This is a genomic window from Arthrobacter sp. FW306-06-A, assembly GCF_021870055.1.
In the GTDB taxonomy this organism is placed as follows: Bacteria; Actinomycetota; Actinomycetes; order Actinomycetales; family Micrococcaceae; genus Arthrobacter.
The window spans coordinates 4,087,048-4,102,530 of record NZ_CP084552.1; the positions used below are offsets into that span (position 1 = coordinate 4,087,048).

Below are 15,483 nucleotides of genomic sequence, written 5' to 3' on the forward strand. Positions count from 1 at the left end.
ACCCGTAAGGTGTGGACCATGGACTCGCGAAACCTGCCGATCGAAAACCTGTCCTTCGACGACTGCTGGGAACTGCTTGAGAATGACACGGTGGGCAGGCTGGCCATCGTGGTGGACGGGCATCCGGAAATCTTCCCCGTGAACTACGTTGTGCACCTGCGCAGTATCGTCTTCCGCACCGCTCCGGGCTCAAAACTCTGGGGCGCCAGGATGGAGCGGCCGGCGGCGCTGGAAATTGACGGCTACGACCCCTCGACGGAACAGGCCTGGAGCGTAGTGGTTCGGGGCGACACGGAAATCATCGAGGACCAGGCCGTCCGGGATGCAGTGGACGGACTTGGCCTGGAGCCGTGGCAGCCCGGAGAGAAGGCCAACTATGTCAGGCTGAACGCCAAAGCGTTGACGGGCCGCAGGTTCCAGGTGAACCGGCCGGATGTCTGGAACACCCGGCTGCAGGACCGGCGCCGCGCTTCGTTCGAGTAGCGGCCGGCGGCGCCTTGTCAGGCGTGGGAAGTTGGGCCCTTTCCGGAAAGCTGTGCTTCCAGCCCGGAAAGCAGGATGGTGAGTCCTTGCTCAAGCTCCGCGCCGCCGTCGTATTCTGCAAGCGCCGGAGCCAGGGCACGCAGCCTGGGAAACTCCTTGGCGGGCAGGCGGTGGAGCCCCAGCCGCAGCAGCACCTCGTTTTCTTCCGGGTCAACGACGTATTCCTGCAGTTCGTTGAGGATGTGTCCGTAGAGAAAGCCGTAGTAGGCGCGGTAGACATGGAGTGCATCTGCCGGCTGGAACCCCGCGGCCACCAGCAGGGACAGGATCTGCTCGAGCGGCCGCAGCGTACCCAGGGGCCGCAGTCCCAGCGGCGTGGACAGGGGCCGCGTTACCAGCAGGGGCACTACGTTGGGATGCTGAAGCGCCAGCGTCCGCAGGTTGTGGGCGATTCTCCGCAGCTGGGCCTTCCAGTCCGGGTCCTCGGGATGGATTCTGAGCTGATTGAGCACCAGTTCCGAGACTCCGTCCAGCAGGGCTGCCCGGTTTTCCGCGTACCGGTAAAGGCTCATGGGGTCCCTGCCGAGCTCTTGCCCCAGCCGGCGCATGGTCAGGGCCTCCAGGCCTTCGGCGTCAACGAGTTCCAGGGCCTTGGTTAGCACAACGTCCCGGCTCAGCCGGGTTTTGGGCGAGCGAGGCCCGGAAGCTGCAGTGGAAGTCATGGATTGGTCCTCGCCCCGCCGGCGGTGGTCCCGGAGTTATTCAAGACGGTTGCCTCACTTGTAGTCTACGGGTAAAGTCTACAGTGTAGACAAGCGGTGAGAGCGCTGTTCGTCCCCTCAGTCTCAGCCGGGGATGGACTATATACCCCGATCACCCCCGTGCAGGGGATCGCGGTTTGCTGTTGTAGCCACACGGCAGCGCCGAGCACTTAGCGAAGGGAGCCGTCATGGCTAACTCGCAGTTCGATCTGTTCCTCCACGAAGCAACCTATTCCGATCATGTATCCGATTCCAGCCTGAACCGGGACCGCCTCTACGGGCTGTACACCAGCTGGTGCGTGATCAATCAGCAGCCGCTCGGCAGCGAATCCACTTTTTGGTCAGCCATGAAGCACAGGATCAACCCCGGGCACAACGGACTCCGCATGAAGGGTCCAGCTGCGGCCGACTACATCCTCACCAGCTATCCGGGGCTTGTCTAGCTTCCCCGGCCCGCCTTTGGGCACCCCTTGGGCGCACGAACACATGCTGTGGCACTCCGGTGCCACGGCATTTTTCATGCCCTGAAGCAGCCGCGGCCAAGGTTGAGGAGCGCGTCCCCACCTGGGCTAGGTAGGGATGATCCGGAAGAGGAACCTGGTGCGCACCATCACCCACAGCAGTCCCAGGACCACGGCATAGGCCGCGGTGTTGAGGAAGATACTCTGCTGCTGCAACGCCGGAATATTGGCTACGACGGCGATCAGCAGCACATGCATGATGAACACGTACAGCGTGGCCCGGCCCAGTGGAATCAGGAACCAGCCCAGCGCCCGCTGCACCGGCTTCCAATAAGCGCTGAGGAATGCGTAGGCCGCCACCACCAGGACCATGACATTAAGCAGGCGGCCGGGAGCCAGGTACGTGCGGCCGAAGAGGGCGTCATACATGGCGCGGTATACGCCGTCCGGCATGAGCGCCATGCGGACGTCGTAGTTGTTCGCCAGGTAGGGATTGCCCCAGGACAGGAAAGCCAGCGCGAACGCGGCCGCGGTGCAGGCAACCACCACCCACGTATGCCTCGACAGCCAGGCAACGACGGCACGGCGGTGATAGCCGGCAACCAGCCCCAGCACGAACAGCACCTGCCACACCAGCAGGGGGAAGGAGTCCTCGAACTGCGACGGCAGGACCCGGAACCTGGTCACGGCACCAACTGCATACACTGCAAGGGTCGCGGCCAGCATCCAGACGGCCTTTCCGCGGTTCAATGCGGCCAGGATCAGCGGGCTGACCAGCAAGAGCACCACGTAGAGGCCCATGACGTTGAATTGCCAGGGCCCAAACTGCAGCAGCACGATGGCCGGCAGCACCTGGGGCGGCACGGGGAACTGGAACAAGGACGACATGCCCGCATAGAGGTCGTAGGTCCGGCCGGCACCGTTGTGCCCGGCGCCGCCGGTTCCCTGGTCCACGAAGGTTGTGAGCGCCTCGGCGTGGAAGAACGGGAGCAGGGACAGCAGGAAGACCCCGATCAGCACGGCGAGCGCCGTCAGGTAGAGCTTGCCTGCGCGGCGTGACGTGAGGTCCACAACCCGGCCGAAGTCCTCCTTTGCCTTGGGCCCGTACACCATGCCCACCACCAGTCCGGAGAAGAGGACGAACAGCTCTGCGCCTGACACGAAGCCCACGGCCTCCTGCGTGAGCAACTGGAACAGCGAGGCCATGCCCAGGTGGTTGACCACCACGAAGACGATGGCCATTCCGCGCAGCAGGTCAACGCGCGAGTCCCTGGTGGAAGGATCCTGGTAGCTCCAGGCTGTGGCTGCATTGATCCTGCGCGGAACCTGCCACAGGGCCACCAGGAGGATGACCATGGCGGCGGCAACAGTCCAGGCAGCAGGCCCGGACAGGGTGTTGGCGCGGACATAAGTGCCGGTGGGTGCCTGATCGGTGACAGGGCCGGTCACCATCGGGGAGGCCTTCAGCCTGTCCCCCGCGGCCTTGGCAATGTCCGGGTTTCCGGTGAGCAGCCAGCTGATGCTCGCCACGCCGGTGTCCCTGGTGCTGGTGCGTTCGTCCCATACGACGGCGGCCGTGCGTGCGAACTCCGGAGAGGTGGCAGTTCCCACCACCTGGTCCCACCAGCCGGTTTTAATGCCGGCTTCGGGCGCGCCGCCGGTTGAAGGGCTGTAGAACGCCGCGGTCTGCAGGAGGAAAGGCTTCCTGCGCCCCTCCGAGTAGGTGGCGTAGAAGTTTTCGCTTCCCGAGGCTGTCAGCATCTCCTCAAGCTCACCGGCCCGCGGCAAAGTGTTGACGGCGGCCCCGCCGGCGGTGTCGTCGTGGTAGGCGGCCAGGCCCACCCAGTCCACGGCGTCGTCACCCGGGTAGTAGGGTGCGTAGGCGTTGTCGCCTCCGGTCCAGGCCCCGTCCCCGTTGGTGTCCAGGAGCGCGAACCCCTCACTTCCTGGCTGCGGCGCATTCCGGCTCCGGTCAAAGGGGTAGTCCTTGCCCAGGTAAGGCGCCCACACCATGGCGGCCCGGCCGCCGTCGTACTTCTTGAATGCCCTGGACACCTCCTGGAAAGCCTGGCGGTACTCGGCGGGCTGCTGGCCCCAACCCACCCAGCTTGTGTTCATGTCAGGGGCGAACCGGATCAGCAGCTGGCCCTTGAACCCGGATGTGAGAGTGTGCACCTGCTGCGCGAAGGCTTCAGCTTCTGCAGTGCCGAGCTGGTCCAGCGGCACCGAGGGCTTCACCGTGAGCAGGGCGTGGGCACCTTTGGCTGCGGCCTGCTGCAGGAAGCCGTCGATGTCGTTCCGTTCGGAATCACGGAACGGAAGGGTGATGTCGTGGCCAAAGACAGCAGGGGTGGCGCCCAGCCGGTCACTGAAGCCTGCAGCGGTATCCTCGCCCCACTCGAGCACCGCACCCAGCCACGGCTTGCCGCTGTCCGGTGCAGCCTGCGCCGCCTGCGCCGGACCTGCCGGCGCCAGCACGGCCAGGAAGGCGATGACGATGGCCGCTAGAAAGGCAGCCACAGAGCGCGGACGGTTTACGTGGCTGGTGGCGCGGTGATGCGATGTGATTGCGCGCATGCTGACAAGGACCCCCCGGTACTCATTGCTCTGCTGCCCGTTGCTTAGGCGACGGGGCGGTGCCCCGGTAAGAACTTTATCCGGCGGCCGGCCCTTGCGTGTCGCCTGGCCGTCCGGTGAATTACGGAACATGACGACGGCGGCGGTGCGGCTTGGGAGCGCAGGTGTTACGTTTTTGGGGAGTAATGAGTACCGGTGTGAAGCCCTGACTGGCCGGTCGGCAACCCTCCCTTTCGCGGCGGGGTGCCTCAGGTGAATACTCGGCATATCGACCGATTCGAGCTGCAAGCGTGAAAGAAGGAGATCCGTCGTGTCCGACGCACCCGCCCCTGAGGAAAGACTGTCCTACCGCCTGATTACCGGCGCGGACAACCGTGAGTTCTGCGAGCGGATCTCCGCTGCACTCGCAGACGGTTACGTGCTGCACGGCAGCCCCGCAGCAACCTTTAACGGCACCACCGTCATCGTGGCGCAGGCCATCGTCCTTCCGGCCGCGATCGCCTCGGCAGACGCCGCCGTTGCAACGGCCGTTGACGAGCTTGAGGGCGAGTTCGACGGCGAGTTTGACGGCGAGGGCCACGCATGAGCTACGCCGGAGACCTGACGCCGCAGGAAGCCTGGGCCAAGCTGGAGCAGGGCGCCGTCCTGGTGGACGTCCGTACCGAGGGCGAATGGGCCCACATCGGCATCCCGGACACCAAGGCCACGGACAACGACCCACTCTTCATCCAGTGGACCTTCCCCGGCGGCATCCCCAACCCCGACTTCATTAAGGATCTGACGGACCAGGCGCCGGAGGACCCGGGCACGGAACTGGTGTTCCTGTGCCGCTCCGGCAAGCGCTCCGTCGCCGCGGCCACCGCCGCCACCCAGGCGGGTTTCACCGCCTACAGCGTCCTCGAGGGCTTCGAGGGCGATCCCGACCGCTTCGGCGAACGGACCGTCAATGGCTGGAAAAACCGCGGCCTGCCCACCAACCTCGGAAAGAACTAAGTGAGCTTCAACCACGACGCCCCCGGCTGGAACCCCGACACCCAGGCCGTCCGCGGCGGGCTGGACCGCAGCAACTTCCAGGAAACGTCGGAGGCCATCTTCCTCAACTCCGGCTTCGTCTACGAATCCGCAGCCGCTGCTGAACGCGCCTTCACCGGCGAAGACGAGCGCTTTGTCTACTCCCGCTACGGCAACCCGTCCGTGGCCACGTTCCAGGAACGGCTCCGGCTGCTCGAAGGCACCGAAGCATGTTTTGCGACGGCGTCGGGCATGTCCGCGGTATTCACCGCCCTGGGTGCCCTGCTGGCAGCCGGCGACCGCGTGGTGGCCGCCCGCTCGCTGTTCGGTTCCTGCTTCGTGGTCCTAAACGAGATCCTGCCCCGGTGGGGCGTGGAGACGGTGTTCGTCGACGGCCCTGACCTGGATCAGTGGCGCGAGGCGCTCTCCAAACCCACCACGGCTGTCTTCTTCGAGTCCCCGTCCAACCCGATGCAGGAAATCGTGGACATCGCCGCGGTCAGCGACCTGGCGCACGCGGCCGGGGCCACCGTGGTGGCGGACAACGTCTTTGCCACTCCCCTGCTGCAGCGCTGCGGTGACCTGGGCGCGGACGTCATCGTCTACTCCGGCACCAAGCACATCGATGGCCAGGGCCGGGTGATGGGCGGTGCCATCCTGGGCACCAAGGAGTTCATTGACGGCCCCGTAAAGCAGCTGATGCGCCACACCGGCCCCGCCCTGTCCCCGTTCAACGCCTGGGTCCTGACCAAGGGCCTGGAAACCATGGGGCTGCGCGTCAACCACTCCTCCGCCACGGCCTTCCGGCTTGCCGAGTGGCTGGAGGAGCAGCCGGCCGTGAGCTGGGTGAAGTATCCGCTGCTGAAATCGCACCCGCAGTACGGGCTGGCGGCGAAGCAGATGAGCGCAGGCGGCACCGTCCTGACCCTGGAGCTTGCCCCGTCGGGCGGACGCTCCGGCAAGGAAGCCGCCTTCGCCCTGCTGGACGGGCTGCGGATCATCGACATCTCCAACAACCTGGGCGATTCCAAGTCGCTGATCACGCATCCCGCCACCACCACGCACCGCGCCATGGGCCCGGAAGGACGAGCGGCCATTGGTCTGAGCGACGGCGTGGTCCGCCTCTCCGTGGGACTGGAGGATGCGGAGGACCTCATCCGCGACCTGGAGCAGGCGCTGAAGCAGATCTAGGTATTCGACGCGCTTCGGTGTTCCCGCGGCGCATATTCCCCGGCGCGGCCCGAATGTGGGCCGCGGGAAGGAAACACCGCGTCGAAGAGGAAACTGCGCATCGCGGACCCGCGCGCCGCGGCGGGTCAGGCCTGGCGGACCCGCAGCAGTTCCGGTGTGTCCTCCACGTCTCCGAGATCCAGCGCTCCGCGCATGGTCACCTGCACGGCCTGGCGCACCACGGCGCCAAACCCCATGTCCTCAGGCGGCGGACCGGCAAGGGCCTTGTCCCGGGCGCGGCGTTGTTCGGCGGCCCCTGTTCCGCGGGCGATGATCTCCTCCACACCCTGCCGGGCCAAAGCCAGCTCGCCCTGCTCCTGCAGGACGGGGGCCAGGTAATCCACCAGCGCACGGGCCACATCCGCAGCGGGGGCCGGACGGAAGTTGCCAAAATCCAGGAGCTCGCCGCTGAGCCCCTCGCTGCTGGCCTGCCAGGAGGCCATTCGCAAAAGAACTGTGGGAACGGGTGTGGGATCAACGTCATCCCGCCACTCCCTGCTGGCAGATTCCACCAGCGCCCGGACCAGCACGGCAATAAGGGCTGCGTCCTCGGCCCGCAGGCATACATCCGCCACCCTCACCTCAACGGTGGGGTGGTTGCGGGACAGGCGGGCATCAAAGTACAGCATCCCCTCGTCCAACATGACCCCGGTATCCAGCAGCCGCGTCACCACCCTCCGGTAGGCGGGGTAGGTGCCGTAGATGCCTGCCGGCCCTGCCGTCGGCCACCGGTTCCAGGCCTGGGTCCGGTAGCTTTCGAACCCGGTAGGCACCCCGTTCCAGAAGGGTGAATTGGCGCTCAGCGCCGTCAGGACCGCCAGCTTGTCCCGGATGCGGTCCAGGACCGCCACGCCTTCCTCCGGCGATTCGATGTAGGTGTGGACGTGGAAGCCGCAGGTCAGCTGCTCCTGTGCAGTGAGGCCGAAGCGTTCCAGCATCCTGGCGTAGCGCGGATCCGGGGTGGTATGGCTGGGGGATGCCACCGGCGAGGTGGCAAGGGCCGCCACCCTGGCACCGTGTTTCCGGGCCGCCTGGTCCGCCAGGGCACGGCCGGCGCGGATCTGTTCCAGGAGGCTGCCGTGATCCACGCATGGCCGGGTCTGGGTCTCGATCTGCTCAAGCTTCAGCTCGGCACTCAGGCCCATCTCGTCGTCGTAATCGCCGTGGTTCCCGGCGTGATGCGTGTCCGGTTCCACGGGAAGATCGTCCGCCGCAACGCGGTGGCCGGCAAGGAGGGCGTCAGCCAGCGCAAGCGGTTCCCCGGACTCCGGATCAACGATCAGGAGTTCTTCCTCTACGCCGAACGTACGCATACGAACATTTTGCGGCAGTGCAGGGATATTGGAACTGTCACACGCGGTTCATGACGAACCGTGAATGCCTAGTCCTGGAAGTACTCCACCTTGGCACCGATGGTGTTCAAACGCTCCGCCAGGTCTTCGTATCCGCGCTCGATCACGTAGATGTTCCGCAGTTCGGACACGCCGCGTGCTGCCAGCATCGCCAGCAGCAGGCAGGCCGCCGGGCGGAGTGCTGGCGGGCAGCCAACCTCGGCGGCACGCCACTTGGTGGGCCCGTTGACGTAGATCCGGTGCGGGTCCAGGAGTTGTACCTGGGCGCCGAGCCGGTTCAGCTCGGTGAGGTAGATCGCCCGGTTTTCGTAGACCCAGTCGTGGATCATGGTCTGGCCATGGGCGTTCGCGGCGATGACGGCGAAGAACGGCAGGTTGTCGATGTTCAGCCCGGGGAAGGGCATGGGGTGGATCTTGTCCTCGGGGGCGCGCAGCTCGGAGGGTTTGGTGGTGACGTCCATCAGGCGGGTTCGGCCGTTGCGGGCCATGTACTCGCCCGAAATCTCAAGCTTCTGGCCCATTTGGCCCAGGGTGGCCAGCTCGATTTCCATGAACTCGATGGGAACGCGGCGCACCGTGACCTCGGAGTTGGTGACGATGCCGGCCGTGATGAGGCTCATGGCTTCGATGGGGTCTTCGGAGGGGAAGTATTCGATCTCTGCGTCGATCTCGGGCTGGCCGGTGATCTTCAGGGTGGTGGTGCCCACGCCCTCAATGGTGACGCCCAGCATCTGCAGGTAGAAGCAGAGGTCCTGGACCATGTAGTTGGGGCTGGCATTGCGGATCACGGTTGTTCCCGGCCGGTGCGCCGCCGCCATGATCGCATTCTCGGTGACGGTGTCGCCGCGCTCGGTGAGGACAAAGGAGCGGTCGCGGGTGTCGGCAGGAGGTGCCTGGACGGTGTAGAAACCGGCCGTGGCTTCCACCGAGAGGCCGAACTCGCGCAGTGCCTGCATGTGGGGCTCCACTGTGCGGGTGCCAAGGTCGCAGCCGCCGGCGTAGGGCAGCCGGTACTCCCGCGATTCATCCAGCATGGGGCCGAGCAGCATGATGACGCTGCGGGTCCTGCGTGCCGCGTCCACGTCCATCGCTTCGAGGTCCAGGACGGCGGGACGGCGGAGGCGCAGGTCCGTGTCGTTAAGCCAGGTGCATTCCACGCCGATGCTGGTGAGCACCTCGACAATGCGGTTAACTTCCTCGATGCGGGCCAGCCGGCGGAGCACGGTGGTGCCGCGGTTGATCAGGCTGGCGCAGAGCAGGGCGACGCCGGCGTTCTTGCTGCTGTTCACGTCCACGGCACCGGAAAGGGTGCGGCCGCCCTCCACCCGCAGGTGGGTCATCTGCGGCTTGCCCACGTTGACGATGCTGCGGTCGAAGATGTTTTCCAGGCGCTGGATCATTTTCAGGCTCAGGTTCTGCTTGCCCTGTTCCATCCGGGCCACGGCGCTCTGGCTGGTGCCGAGTTCGGCAGCCAACTGGCCCTGGGTCCACCCCTTCTCGCTCCGGGCGTCCCTCAGCATGGCGGCAACGTGTTCAGCGGTCTCTTGCGTCATACGCCGAATATATCATAAATGAGTTATCCAGCCTGCCGAGCACCTACCCAAGGGCCCGTTTGGGGGTTACGGAAAGGCTGTACCCATCACGTGCGATAGGGAAGCCTATATAGCACCTAAGCCCGGGACTTAGCTCCCCAACCACACCATGTTCCAGGTACCGGCGGTAACAGCCGCAAAAAGGGCAAGCCCAGCCACCACGACGCCGCCGGCCACCACTCCGAGATCCAGCAGGCTGAAGGTTGATTCCCGCGCCCAGGTCCGCGTGGCACCGCCAAAGCCCCGCGCTTCCATGGTGACGGCCAGCCTCGACGCGCGCCGAATGGCCTGCACCAGGAGCCCGAAGCTTTGCCCCAGCGTGGCCTTCACCCGCTGGCCCAGGCTGCCGCGTGAACCCACGCCGCGGGCACGCCGTGCCATGCCGATGGTCTGCCACTCCTCGGCCATGAGCCCCACCAGCCGCATTGCGGCGAGGGTTCCCAGGACAAACCGGTGCGGCAGGCGCGCTTTCTGCGCCAGCGCATCGGCAAGGTCCGTGGGATCAGTGCAGCTCATCAGGAGCACCGCCGGAAGGGCGATGGCAAAGCCGCGCAGGAGGAAGCCGATCCCCAGCTGAAGGGAACCTTCGCTCATGGTCCAGATGCCGGCGTCGAGCAGGATCCTGCCGCTGTCCGGCGCCAGGATGGACGTGCTCCAACCGCCTATGGCGGCCGCGAGGATCAGCGGCCAGCCCCGCTGCCACAGCAGGGACAGGGTGAGCCCGGCCAAGGGAAAGAGCAGAAGCTCGAAGACCAACGCCACGGATGCCGAGACCCAGTCGATGGACAGGGCAAGGACGGCGGTGATGAGCAGGACCGCCGCGAATTTGCTGAGCGGGTTGGCGCGGGTGAGCACGGCCCGGTTGCCGCTGAGGGTGAGTTGCTGCCTCATGGCGCCACCGTTTCCGCAGCCACCATCCGCAGCTCCTCGCCGCCCAGCGCCTCGGTGAATTCGGCATCATGGGTCACCGAAACCACCGCCGTTCCGGCATCAAGCAGCTCGGACAGGAACGAGGCCAACTCGGCCCAGGTGTTGGCATCCTGCCCGAAGGTGGGCTCGTCAAGGACCAGGACCCGGGGGCTGGCGGCAAGGACGGTGGCCACAGACAGCCGCCGCTTTTCACCGCCGGAGAGCGTGTACGGGTTCGCATCCACCAGCTGGGTGAGCCGCAGCCGCTCCAGCAGCTCGTCAACCCGGTCCTCACCATGGCCCAGGTGCCGGGGGCCAAAGCGCAGCTCATCCAGCACTTTGCCGGTCACGAACTGGTGCTCAGGCTCCTGGAACACCGTCCCTACGCGGGAAATCAATTGCTCGGCCTTCCACCGGAACGGGTCGATGCCCGCACCCCGGCTGAGGTCCAGGGTGGCGGAGACTTTTCCGGAGACCGGCTCCAGGAGGCCGGCAAGGGTCAGCGCGAAGGTCGACTTGCCGGCGCCGTTGGGACCGGTGATGGCCAGGGCCTGCCCGGCGCGGACCTGCGCGGCCACGCCTTCCTGGACGGGGACGGGCGGGATCCTGCGGAAGCCCTTGCGGCGGGGTCGTTCGCGGGAAACACCCAGCTGTTCGGCCGCCAGCAGGAGATTCCCCGTTCCCGGCGCCTGCACCGCAGCCCGGGCACGGGCGGCCGGGACGTAGCCGGGAACCCACACCCCCGCCGCGGCGAGCATGGTGCGCGCCTCACTGAGTACCCGGTCCGGCGGCCCGTCCAACAGCACGGCGGGCTCGGAGGCGGAGCCCGGCTGCAGGACCACGATCCGGTCCACCAGGTCCTTCCACACCGACACCCGGTGCTCCACCACCACCAGGGTGGCCCCGGTCTTGTCCAGGCAGCGCGCCACGGCGTCGCGGACTTCCAGCACCCCGTCCGGGTCCAGGTTGGCGGTGGGCTCATCCAGCAGGATCAGCCCCGGGCGCATGGCCAGGATCCCCGCCAGCGCCAGGCGCTGCTTTTGCCCGCCGGACAGGGCCGACGTCGGGTGGTCCAGCGGGAGGTGGGACAGTCCGACGTCGGCAAGCGCCTCGTGCACGCGCGCCCAGATGGCGTCACGCGGCACGGCAAGGTTCTCGGCTCCGAACGCAACGTCGTCCCCCACCCGCGACAGGACCACCTGCGTCTCCGGGTCCTGCTGCATCAGGCCGGCGCGGCCGCGCTGGGAGCGGGGCACGGCGCCGTCAACCAGCAGCGAACCCGACTCGTCGGCGTCGCCCGCCTCGCCGTCGTCGTCAATGTCTCCCAGTACGCCGGCCAGCGCATGCAGGAGCGTCGACTTTCCGGCGCCCGAGGGGCCCAGCAGCAGCACCCGCTCGCCGGGGCTGATGTCCAGGTCAAGGGCATGGACCGCGGGCCTGGCCCTGCCGGCATGCCGCCAGCCCCAGCCGCGGGCAGTGACCGCCGCGGGGCGGACGGCGCCGGCTGCGCCCTGGGAGGGTGCCATCAGGAGAAGACTGGCTCCGTGGCAGCCCTGCGGGACGCGAAGGAGCTCAGTACGCCGGTGCGGGCCAGGCCGCGGGTGGCGAGCCAGGACAGGCCGCCGGCCAGGACGGCGCCGGAGATGGTGGTGAGGACGATGTAGGCGAACTTGTCCGCACCTGAGTAGGCGATGTTCCAGCCCCACGGCGCGAACGAGTCATTCAGGCCGCAGAAGAAGCCGGCCGCGGCGCCTGCCAGCAGGGAGACGGGCAGGTTGAACTTGCGGTAGGCGAAGATGATGAAGATGATCTCCGCACCCAGGCCCTGGATTAACCCCGAGAACAGGACCGAGGCGCCGTACTGCGAGCCCATGAGCAGCTCTCCGGTGGCGGCCACGGTCTCGCAGAACAGCGCCGCGCCCGGCTTGCGGATGATGAGCATGCCCAGCACGCCCGGAATCATCCATCCGCCGGCCAGCAGACCGGTGAGCGGCGGGTAGGCCGCGTTCATGGGGGCGGACAGTGCTGCCGCGCCCTGGTCCCATGCCCAGAAGATGACGCCGCCGGCGATGGCCACCAGCGCGGCCACCACGATGTCCACGACGCGCCAGGACCTGCTGGTGGTCTTCTTGATTGCTGCAGTGCTCATGTGATCCTCCTGGGGAACAGGAGGGGAAAGTGGACCGGCTGACGGCCCGTTGCCGTGCAGCCGCGACACTTTGAGAACTCGACTCCCTTGCGCCGGTACTAACCGGATCAGGTTCGAGGGTCTGCGGCGGTCCGCACTCTCAGCGCCCACCTGCGGTGCCCGGCTTTAGCCAGGATGCCCGACGGCGGCGCTCCCCTGTCGTTTTTAGTGTTGCTTTTTGGTTAGGGTAAGGCTTTTGATTTGCCCATCCGGGCGTGGTCCAGTTTACACCGAACGGCGCTGGATTGAGGGCTGCGGGCGCCAACCGGACAGGATGTGACCGGCCGTGCGTGGTGGCGCCAGGCATGGAAATAAGCGCGCTTAGCTTTTATTAGTAATCATGCTTACTATGTTGTCTCCCGGGTTTCGAGGAGTACGGGCACATGGGACTCACCATGGTCGGCCCCGCGTTCGTTCCCGTCAGCAGCGCGGCAGACCAAGGAGCACCATGAGAATCCCGGAAACCAGAGGCCCCGTCAGCAGCGCACTGTTCAAAGTCCTGGCGCAGGCTCCGGACGCCGCCGGGCCGGGCCTGGATGGGCTGTACTCCCTGGTGGTGCGGCAGCTGGCCGGAACCGGCGACATCATTGCCGACGAGGACATCCAACTCGCACTATTCTGCCTTTACGAACTCCATTACTCCGGGCTGGACGGCGTTTCAGACAGCTGGGAGTGGGAGCCTGCGCTGATCAGGGTCCGGCGGCTGATCGAGGAACCCTTCGAAGCGGCACTGCGCGCTGCCGCCAAGGAGGCGGCAGGAAACTTCGAACTGCCCGACGGAATTGCCATGACCAGTGACGCCGTTGCCGACGTCCTCTTCGGCCTGGCCGCCACGGACACCGGCCCCAGCCTGTCCCGCTACGTGGCCCGGAAATCCACCCTGGACCAGCTCAAGGAGTTCCTGGTCCACAAATCCATGTACCAGCTGAAGGAAGCCGACCCGCACACCTGGGCCATTCCGCGGCTCAGCGGCAGGCCGAAGGCGGCCCTGGTGGAAATCCAGGCGGACGAATACGGCGGCGGCCGGCCTGAGCGGATGCACAGCGCGCTGTTCGCCCGGACCATGCGCGGCCTGGGCCTGGATGACAGCTACGGCGCCTACGTGGACACGGTCCCGGCAATCTCCCTGGCTTCCGTCAACCTCATGTCGCTCTGCGGCCTGAACCGCCGGCTCCGCGGTGCCATCACCGGGCACCTCGCCATCTACGAAATGACCTCCTCGCAGCCCAACCGCTTCTACGGCAACGGATTCCGCCGGCACGGCTTCGGCCCTGACATCACGCACTACTTTGACGAGCACGTGGAGGCCGACGCCGTGCACGAACAGATTGCGGGACGGGACCTCGCCGGCGGCCTGGTGGAAGCCGAACCGCAACTGCTTGCCGATGTCCTGTTCGGGGCGACGGCGGTCATGGCCATCGACAGCCGCCTTACCGCCCACCTGATGTCGTCCTGGGAAGCCGGGCAGACATCGCTCCGGGCGGCCGTACCGGCGGCAGCGTGACAGCCGCGCCCGCGGCAGTCGCTCCCGGGGCAAGGGAAGGGCGTCCCCGTTTGGTCTCCGACGCGGAGTACATCCTTCCCCTGCGCTGGACGGAGGACTCGGGCCTGGCAGAGTTGGCCGGTTACCTCCGCCAACTGGTGGGCTGGATTCCGGTCACCGTGGTGGACGGCTCAGACCCCGACCTCTTCGACCGGCACCGTGCCACGTTTCCGGCAGCGGTCCGCCACATCCGGCCGGACACCCCGCCGGACAGCATTGCCCTTCACGGGCAGGTCAGTAACGGCAAGGTGGCAGGCGTCATGACCGGCGTGCGCACCCCGGGTGCGCCGTTCCTTGTCATCGCAGACGACGACGTCCGCTATACGCGCGAGGCCCTCGCCGCCGTCGTCCATCACCTGGAATCCGCTCACGTGGTACGCCCGCAGAACTACTTCACCCCCCTCCCATGGCACGCCCGCTGGGACACGGCCCGGACCCTGCTCAACCGCGCTTGGTCGGCCGACTACCCGGGAACGCTGGGGGTGCGCCGCGACGCGCTGCTGGCCACCGGCGGCTATGCCGGCGTCCTGTTCGAAAACCTCGAACTCATTAGGACCATCAAGGCCGCAGGCGGGAGCGAGCGGACACTTGCGGACCTGTTCGTGGCCCGCAGGCCGCCCACCGTGCGGCATTTCCTGCGCCAGCGGGTGCGCCAGGCGTACGACGGCTTCGCCCAGCCCCGGCGGCTGGCCGCCGAGCTTGCCCTGTTCCCGGCAGCCGCAGCCGCGCTGTTCCTTCCGGGCAAAGTGCGGGCAACCACCCTGTGCGGACTCGCCGTGGCGATCACCACCGCTGCAGAGATTGGACGACGGCGGCACAACGGTACCGCCGTCTTCCCCGCCTCGGCAGCCTGGTTCGCTCCGCTGTGGGCACTTGAGCGGGCCACCTGCGTGTGGCTGGCCCTCGGGTTCAGGTCGAGGGGCGGCGTTCCCTACGCGGGCAGCAGGATCAGGACGGCGGCGCACTCCGAGGCGGAGCTCCTGCGGCGCCACGGGGGCAGGCTGCAGGGCGTCCCGGGCAGAGGGGTCCCGGACAGACGCGTCCCGGGCACACCAGGAACAACAAGGATGGATGCGGTGCAGGCATGAATCGTGAACAGCATGGAACAGGAGCCGACCTGGAACAGGTGGATGTGGAGCGGGCAAATGCGGAGCAGGACCCCGCCGCGAGCTCCATCGTGGTCTGCCCGGACGGGCCCCTGATTGTCCGCGGTGAGTTTGAGCTCGTCACCCCGTCCGGCGGTGCCGTACCCCGGGACCGGAAGACGGTGGCCCTGTGCCGGTGCGGGGCCTCCGCCATCAAGCCGTACTGCGACGGCACGCACAAGCTGATCAAGTTCCGCACAGAGCCCCCGGCTGCTTAGCCAGTCCAGCAAG

The 15,483-nt window shown here is 66.9% G+C and carries 15 protein-coding genes and 2 riboswitches; of the genes, 8 read left to right on the plus strand and 7 right to left on the minus strand.

Annotation, left to right across the window (positions count from 1 at the left end; translation table 11 throughout):
- The first annotated feature begins 18 nt into the window (after window positions 1-18).
- A complete protein-coding gene (locus tag LFT49_RS19165; RefSeq protein WP_236799933.1) occupies window positions 19-483 on the plus strand; it encodes a pyridoxamine 5'-phosphate oxidase family protein in 465 nt (154 codons plus the stop codon).
- Between the two features lie 17 nt (window positions 484-500).
- On the opposite strand, the gene LFT49_RS19170 is transcribed toward LFT49_RS19165, so the two are convergent.
- The gene (locus LFT49_RS19170; protein WP_236820660.1) at window positions 501-1,205 is read right to left on the minus strand and encodes a TetR/AcrR family transcriptional regulator C-terminal domain-containing protein; all 705 of its coding nucleotides are present in this window, start codon (window positions 1,203-1,205) and stop codon (window positions 501-503) included.
- A gap of 227 nt (window positions 1,206-1,432) precedes the next feature.
- Between LFT49_RS19170 and LFT49_RS19175 the strand changes: the two genes are divergently transcribed.
- A complete protein-coding gene (locus tag LFT49_RS19175; RefSeq protein ID WP_236799935.1) occupies window positions 1,433-1,687 on the plus strand; it encodes a hypothetical protein in 255 nt (84 codons plus the stop codon).
- A gap of 126 nt (window positions 1,688-1,813) precedes the next feature.
- Here the strand turns inward: LFT49_RS19175 and opgC are convergent, their stop codons facing one another.
- Window positions 1,814-4,282, minus strand: coding sequence for an OpgC domain-containing protein (gene opgC, locus LFT49_RS19180; RefSeq protein WP_237429100.1), 2,469 nt, complete (start codon window positions 4,280-4,282; stop codon window positions 1,814-1,816).
- Window positions 4,283-4,463: 181 nt separating this feature from the next.
- Window positions 4,464-4,579: riboswitch (SAM riboswitch) on the plus strand.
- A 13-nt stretch (window positions 4,580-4,592) separates the two neighbouring features.
- Between opgC and LFT49_RS19185 the strand changes: the two genes are divergently transcribed.
- The 3 genes from LFT49_RS19185 to LFT49_RS19195 are packed head-to-tail and all read left to right on the plus strand — an operon-like array spanning window position 4,593 to window position 6,484.
- Window positions 4,593-4,868 (plus strand): DUF1737 domain-containing protein, encoded by a 276-nt coding sequence (locus LFT49_RS19185; protein ID WP_237429101.1) that lies wholly within the window; start codon window positions 4,593-4,595, stop codon window positions 4,866-4,868.
- Window positions 4,865-5,275, plus strand: coding sequence for a rhodanese-like domain-containing protein (locus LFT49_RS19190; RefSeq protein WP_236799937.1), 411 nt, complete (start codon window positions 4,865-4,867; stop codon window positions 5,273-5,275). The genes LFT49_RS19185 and LFT49_RS19190 overlap by 4 nt, the downstream gene beginning before the upstream one ends.
- Window positions 5,276-6,484: an O-succinylhomoserine sulfhydrylase gene (locus LFT49_RS19195; RefSeq protein ID WP_237429102.1), complete on the plus strand. Its 1,209-nt coding sequence runs from the start codon at window positions 5,276-5,278 to the stop codon at window positions 6,482-6,484.
- 125 nt (window positions 6,485-6,609) lie between these two features.
- On the opposite strand, the gene LFT49_RS19200 is transcribed toward LFT49_RS19195, so the two are convergent.
- The 5 genes from LFT49_RS19200 to LFT49_RS19220 form a co-directional block, all read right to left on the minus strand.
- Window positions 6,610-7,836 (minus strand): glutamate--cysteine ligase 2, encoded by a 1,227-nt coding sequence (locus tag LFT49_RS19200; RefSeq protein ID WP_237429103.1) that lies wholly within the window; start codon window positions 7,834-7,836, stop codon window positions 6,610-6,612.
- 68 nt (window positions 7,837-7,904) lie between these two features.
- The gene (locus tag LFT49_RS19205) at window positions 7,905-9,428 is read right to left on the minus strand and encodes a UDP-N-acetylglucosamine 1-carboxyvinyltransferase (protein ID WP_237429104.1); all 1,524 of its coding nucleotides are present in this window, start codon (window positions 9,426-9,428) and stop codon (window positions 7,905-7,907) included.
- Window positions 9,429-9,557: 129 nt separating this feature from the next.
- The gene (locus tag LFT49_RS19210; protein ID WP_237429105.1) at window positions 9,558-10,358 is read right to left on the minus strand and encodes an energy-coupling factor transporter transmembrane component T family protein; all 801 of its coding nucleotides are present in this window, start codon (window positions 10,356-10,358) and stop codon (window positions 9,558-9,560) included.
- Window positions 10,355-11,902, minus strand: a complete 1,548-nt coding sequence (locus tag LFT49_RS19215) for an ABC transporter ATP-binding protein (RefSeq protein ID WP_237429106.1) — start codon at window positions 11,900-11,902, stop codon at window positions 10,355-10,357. Before LFT49_RS19215 ends, LFT49_RS19210 begins: the two co-directional genes overlap by 4 nt.
- Complete coding sequence (locus LFT49_RS19220) at window positions 11,902-12,525, minus strand: ECF transporter S component (RefSeq protein WP_237429107.1); 624 nt, start codon at window positions 12,523-12,525, stop codon at window positions 11,902-11,904. Before LFT49_RS19220 ends, LFT49_RS19215 begins: the two co-directional genes overlap by 1 nt.
- Before the next feature lie 66 nt (window positions 12,526-12,591).
- A riboswitch (TPP riboswitch) is annotated at window positions 12,592-12,732 on the minus strand.
- 280 nt (window positions 12,733-13,012) lie between these two features.
- On the opposite strand from LFT49_RS19220, the gene LFT49_RS19225 reads away from it, so the two are divergent.
- The 3 genes from LFT49_RS19225 to LFT49_RS19235 are packed head-to-tail and all read left to right on the plus strand — an operon-like array spanning window position 13,013 to window position 15,470.
- A complete protein-coding gene (locus tag LFT49_RS19225; RefSeq protein ID WP_237429108.1) occupies window positions 13,013-14,068 on the plus strand; it encodes an iron-containing redox enzyme family protein in 1,056 nt (351 codons plus the stop codon).
- Window positions 14,065-15,195, plus strand: coding sequence for a glycosyltransferase (locus tag LFT49_RS19230; protein WP_237429109.1), 1,131 nt, complete (start codon window positions 14,065-14,067; stop codon window positions 15,193-15,195). The genes LFT49_RS19225 and LFT49_RS19230 overlap by 4 nt, the downstream gene beginning before the upstream one ends.
- A complete protein-coding gene (locus LFT49_RS19235; protein WP_237429110.1) occupies window positions 15,192-15,470 on the plus strand; it encodes a CDGSH iron-sulfur domain-containing protein in 279 nt (92 codons plus the stop codon). Before LFT49_RS19230 ends, LFT49_RS19235 begins: the two co-directional genes overlap by 4 nt.
- Window positions 15,471-15,483 lie beyond the last annotated feature (13 nt).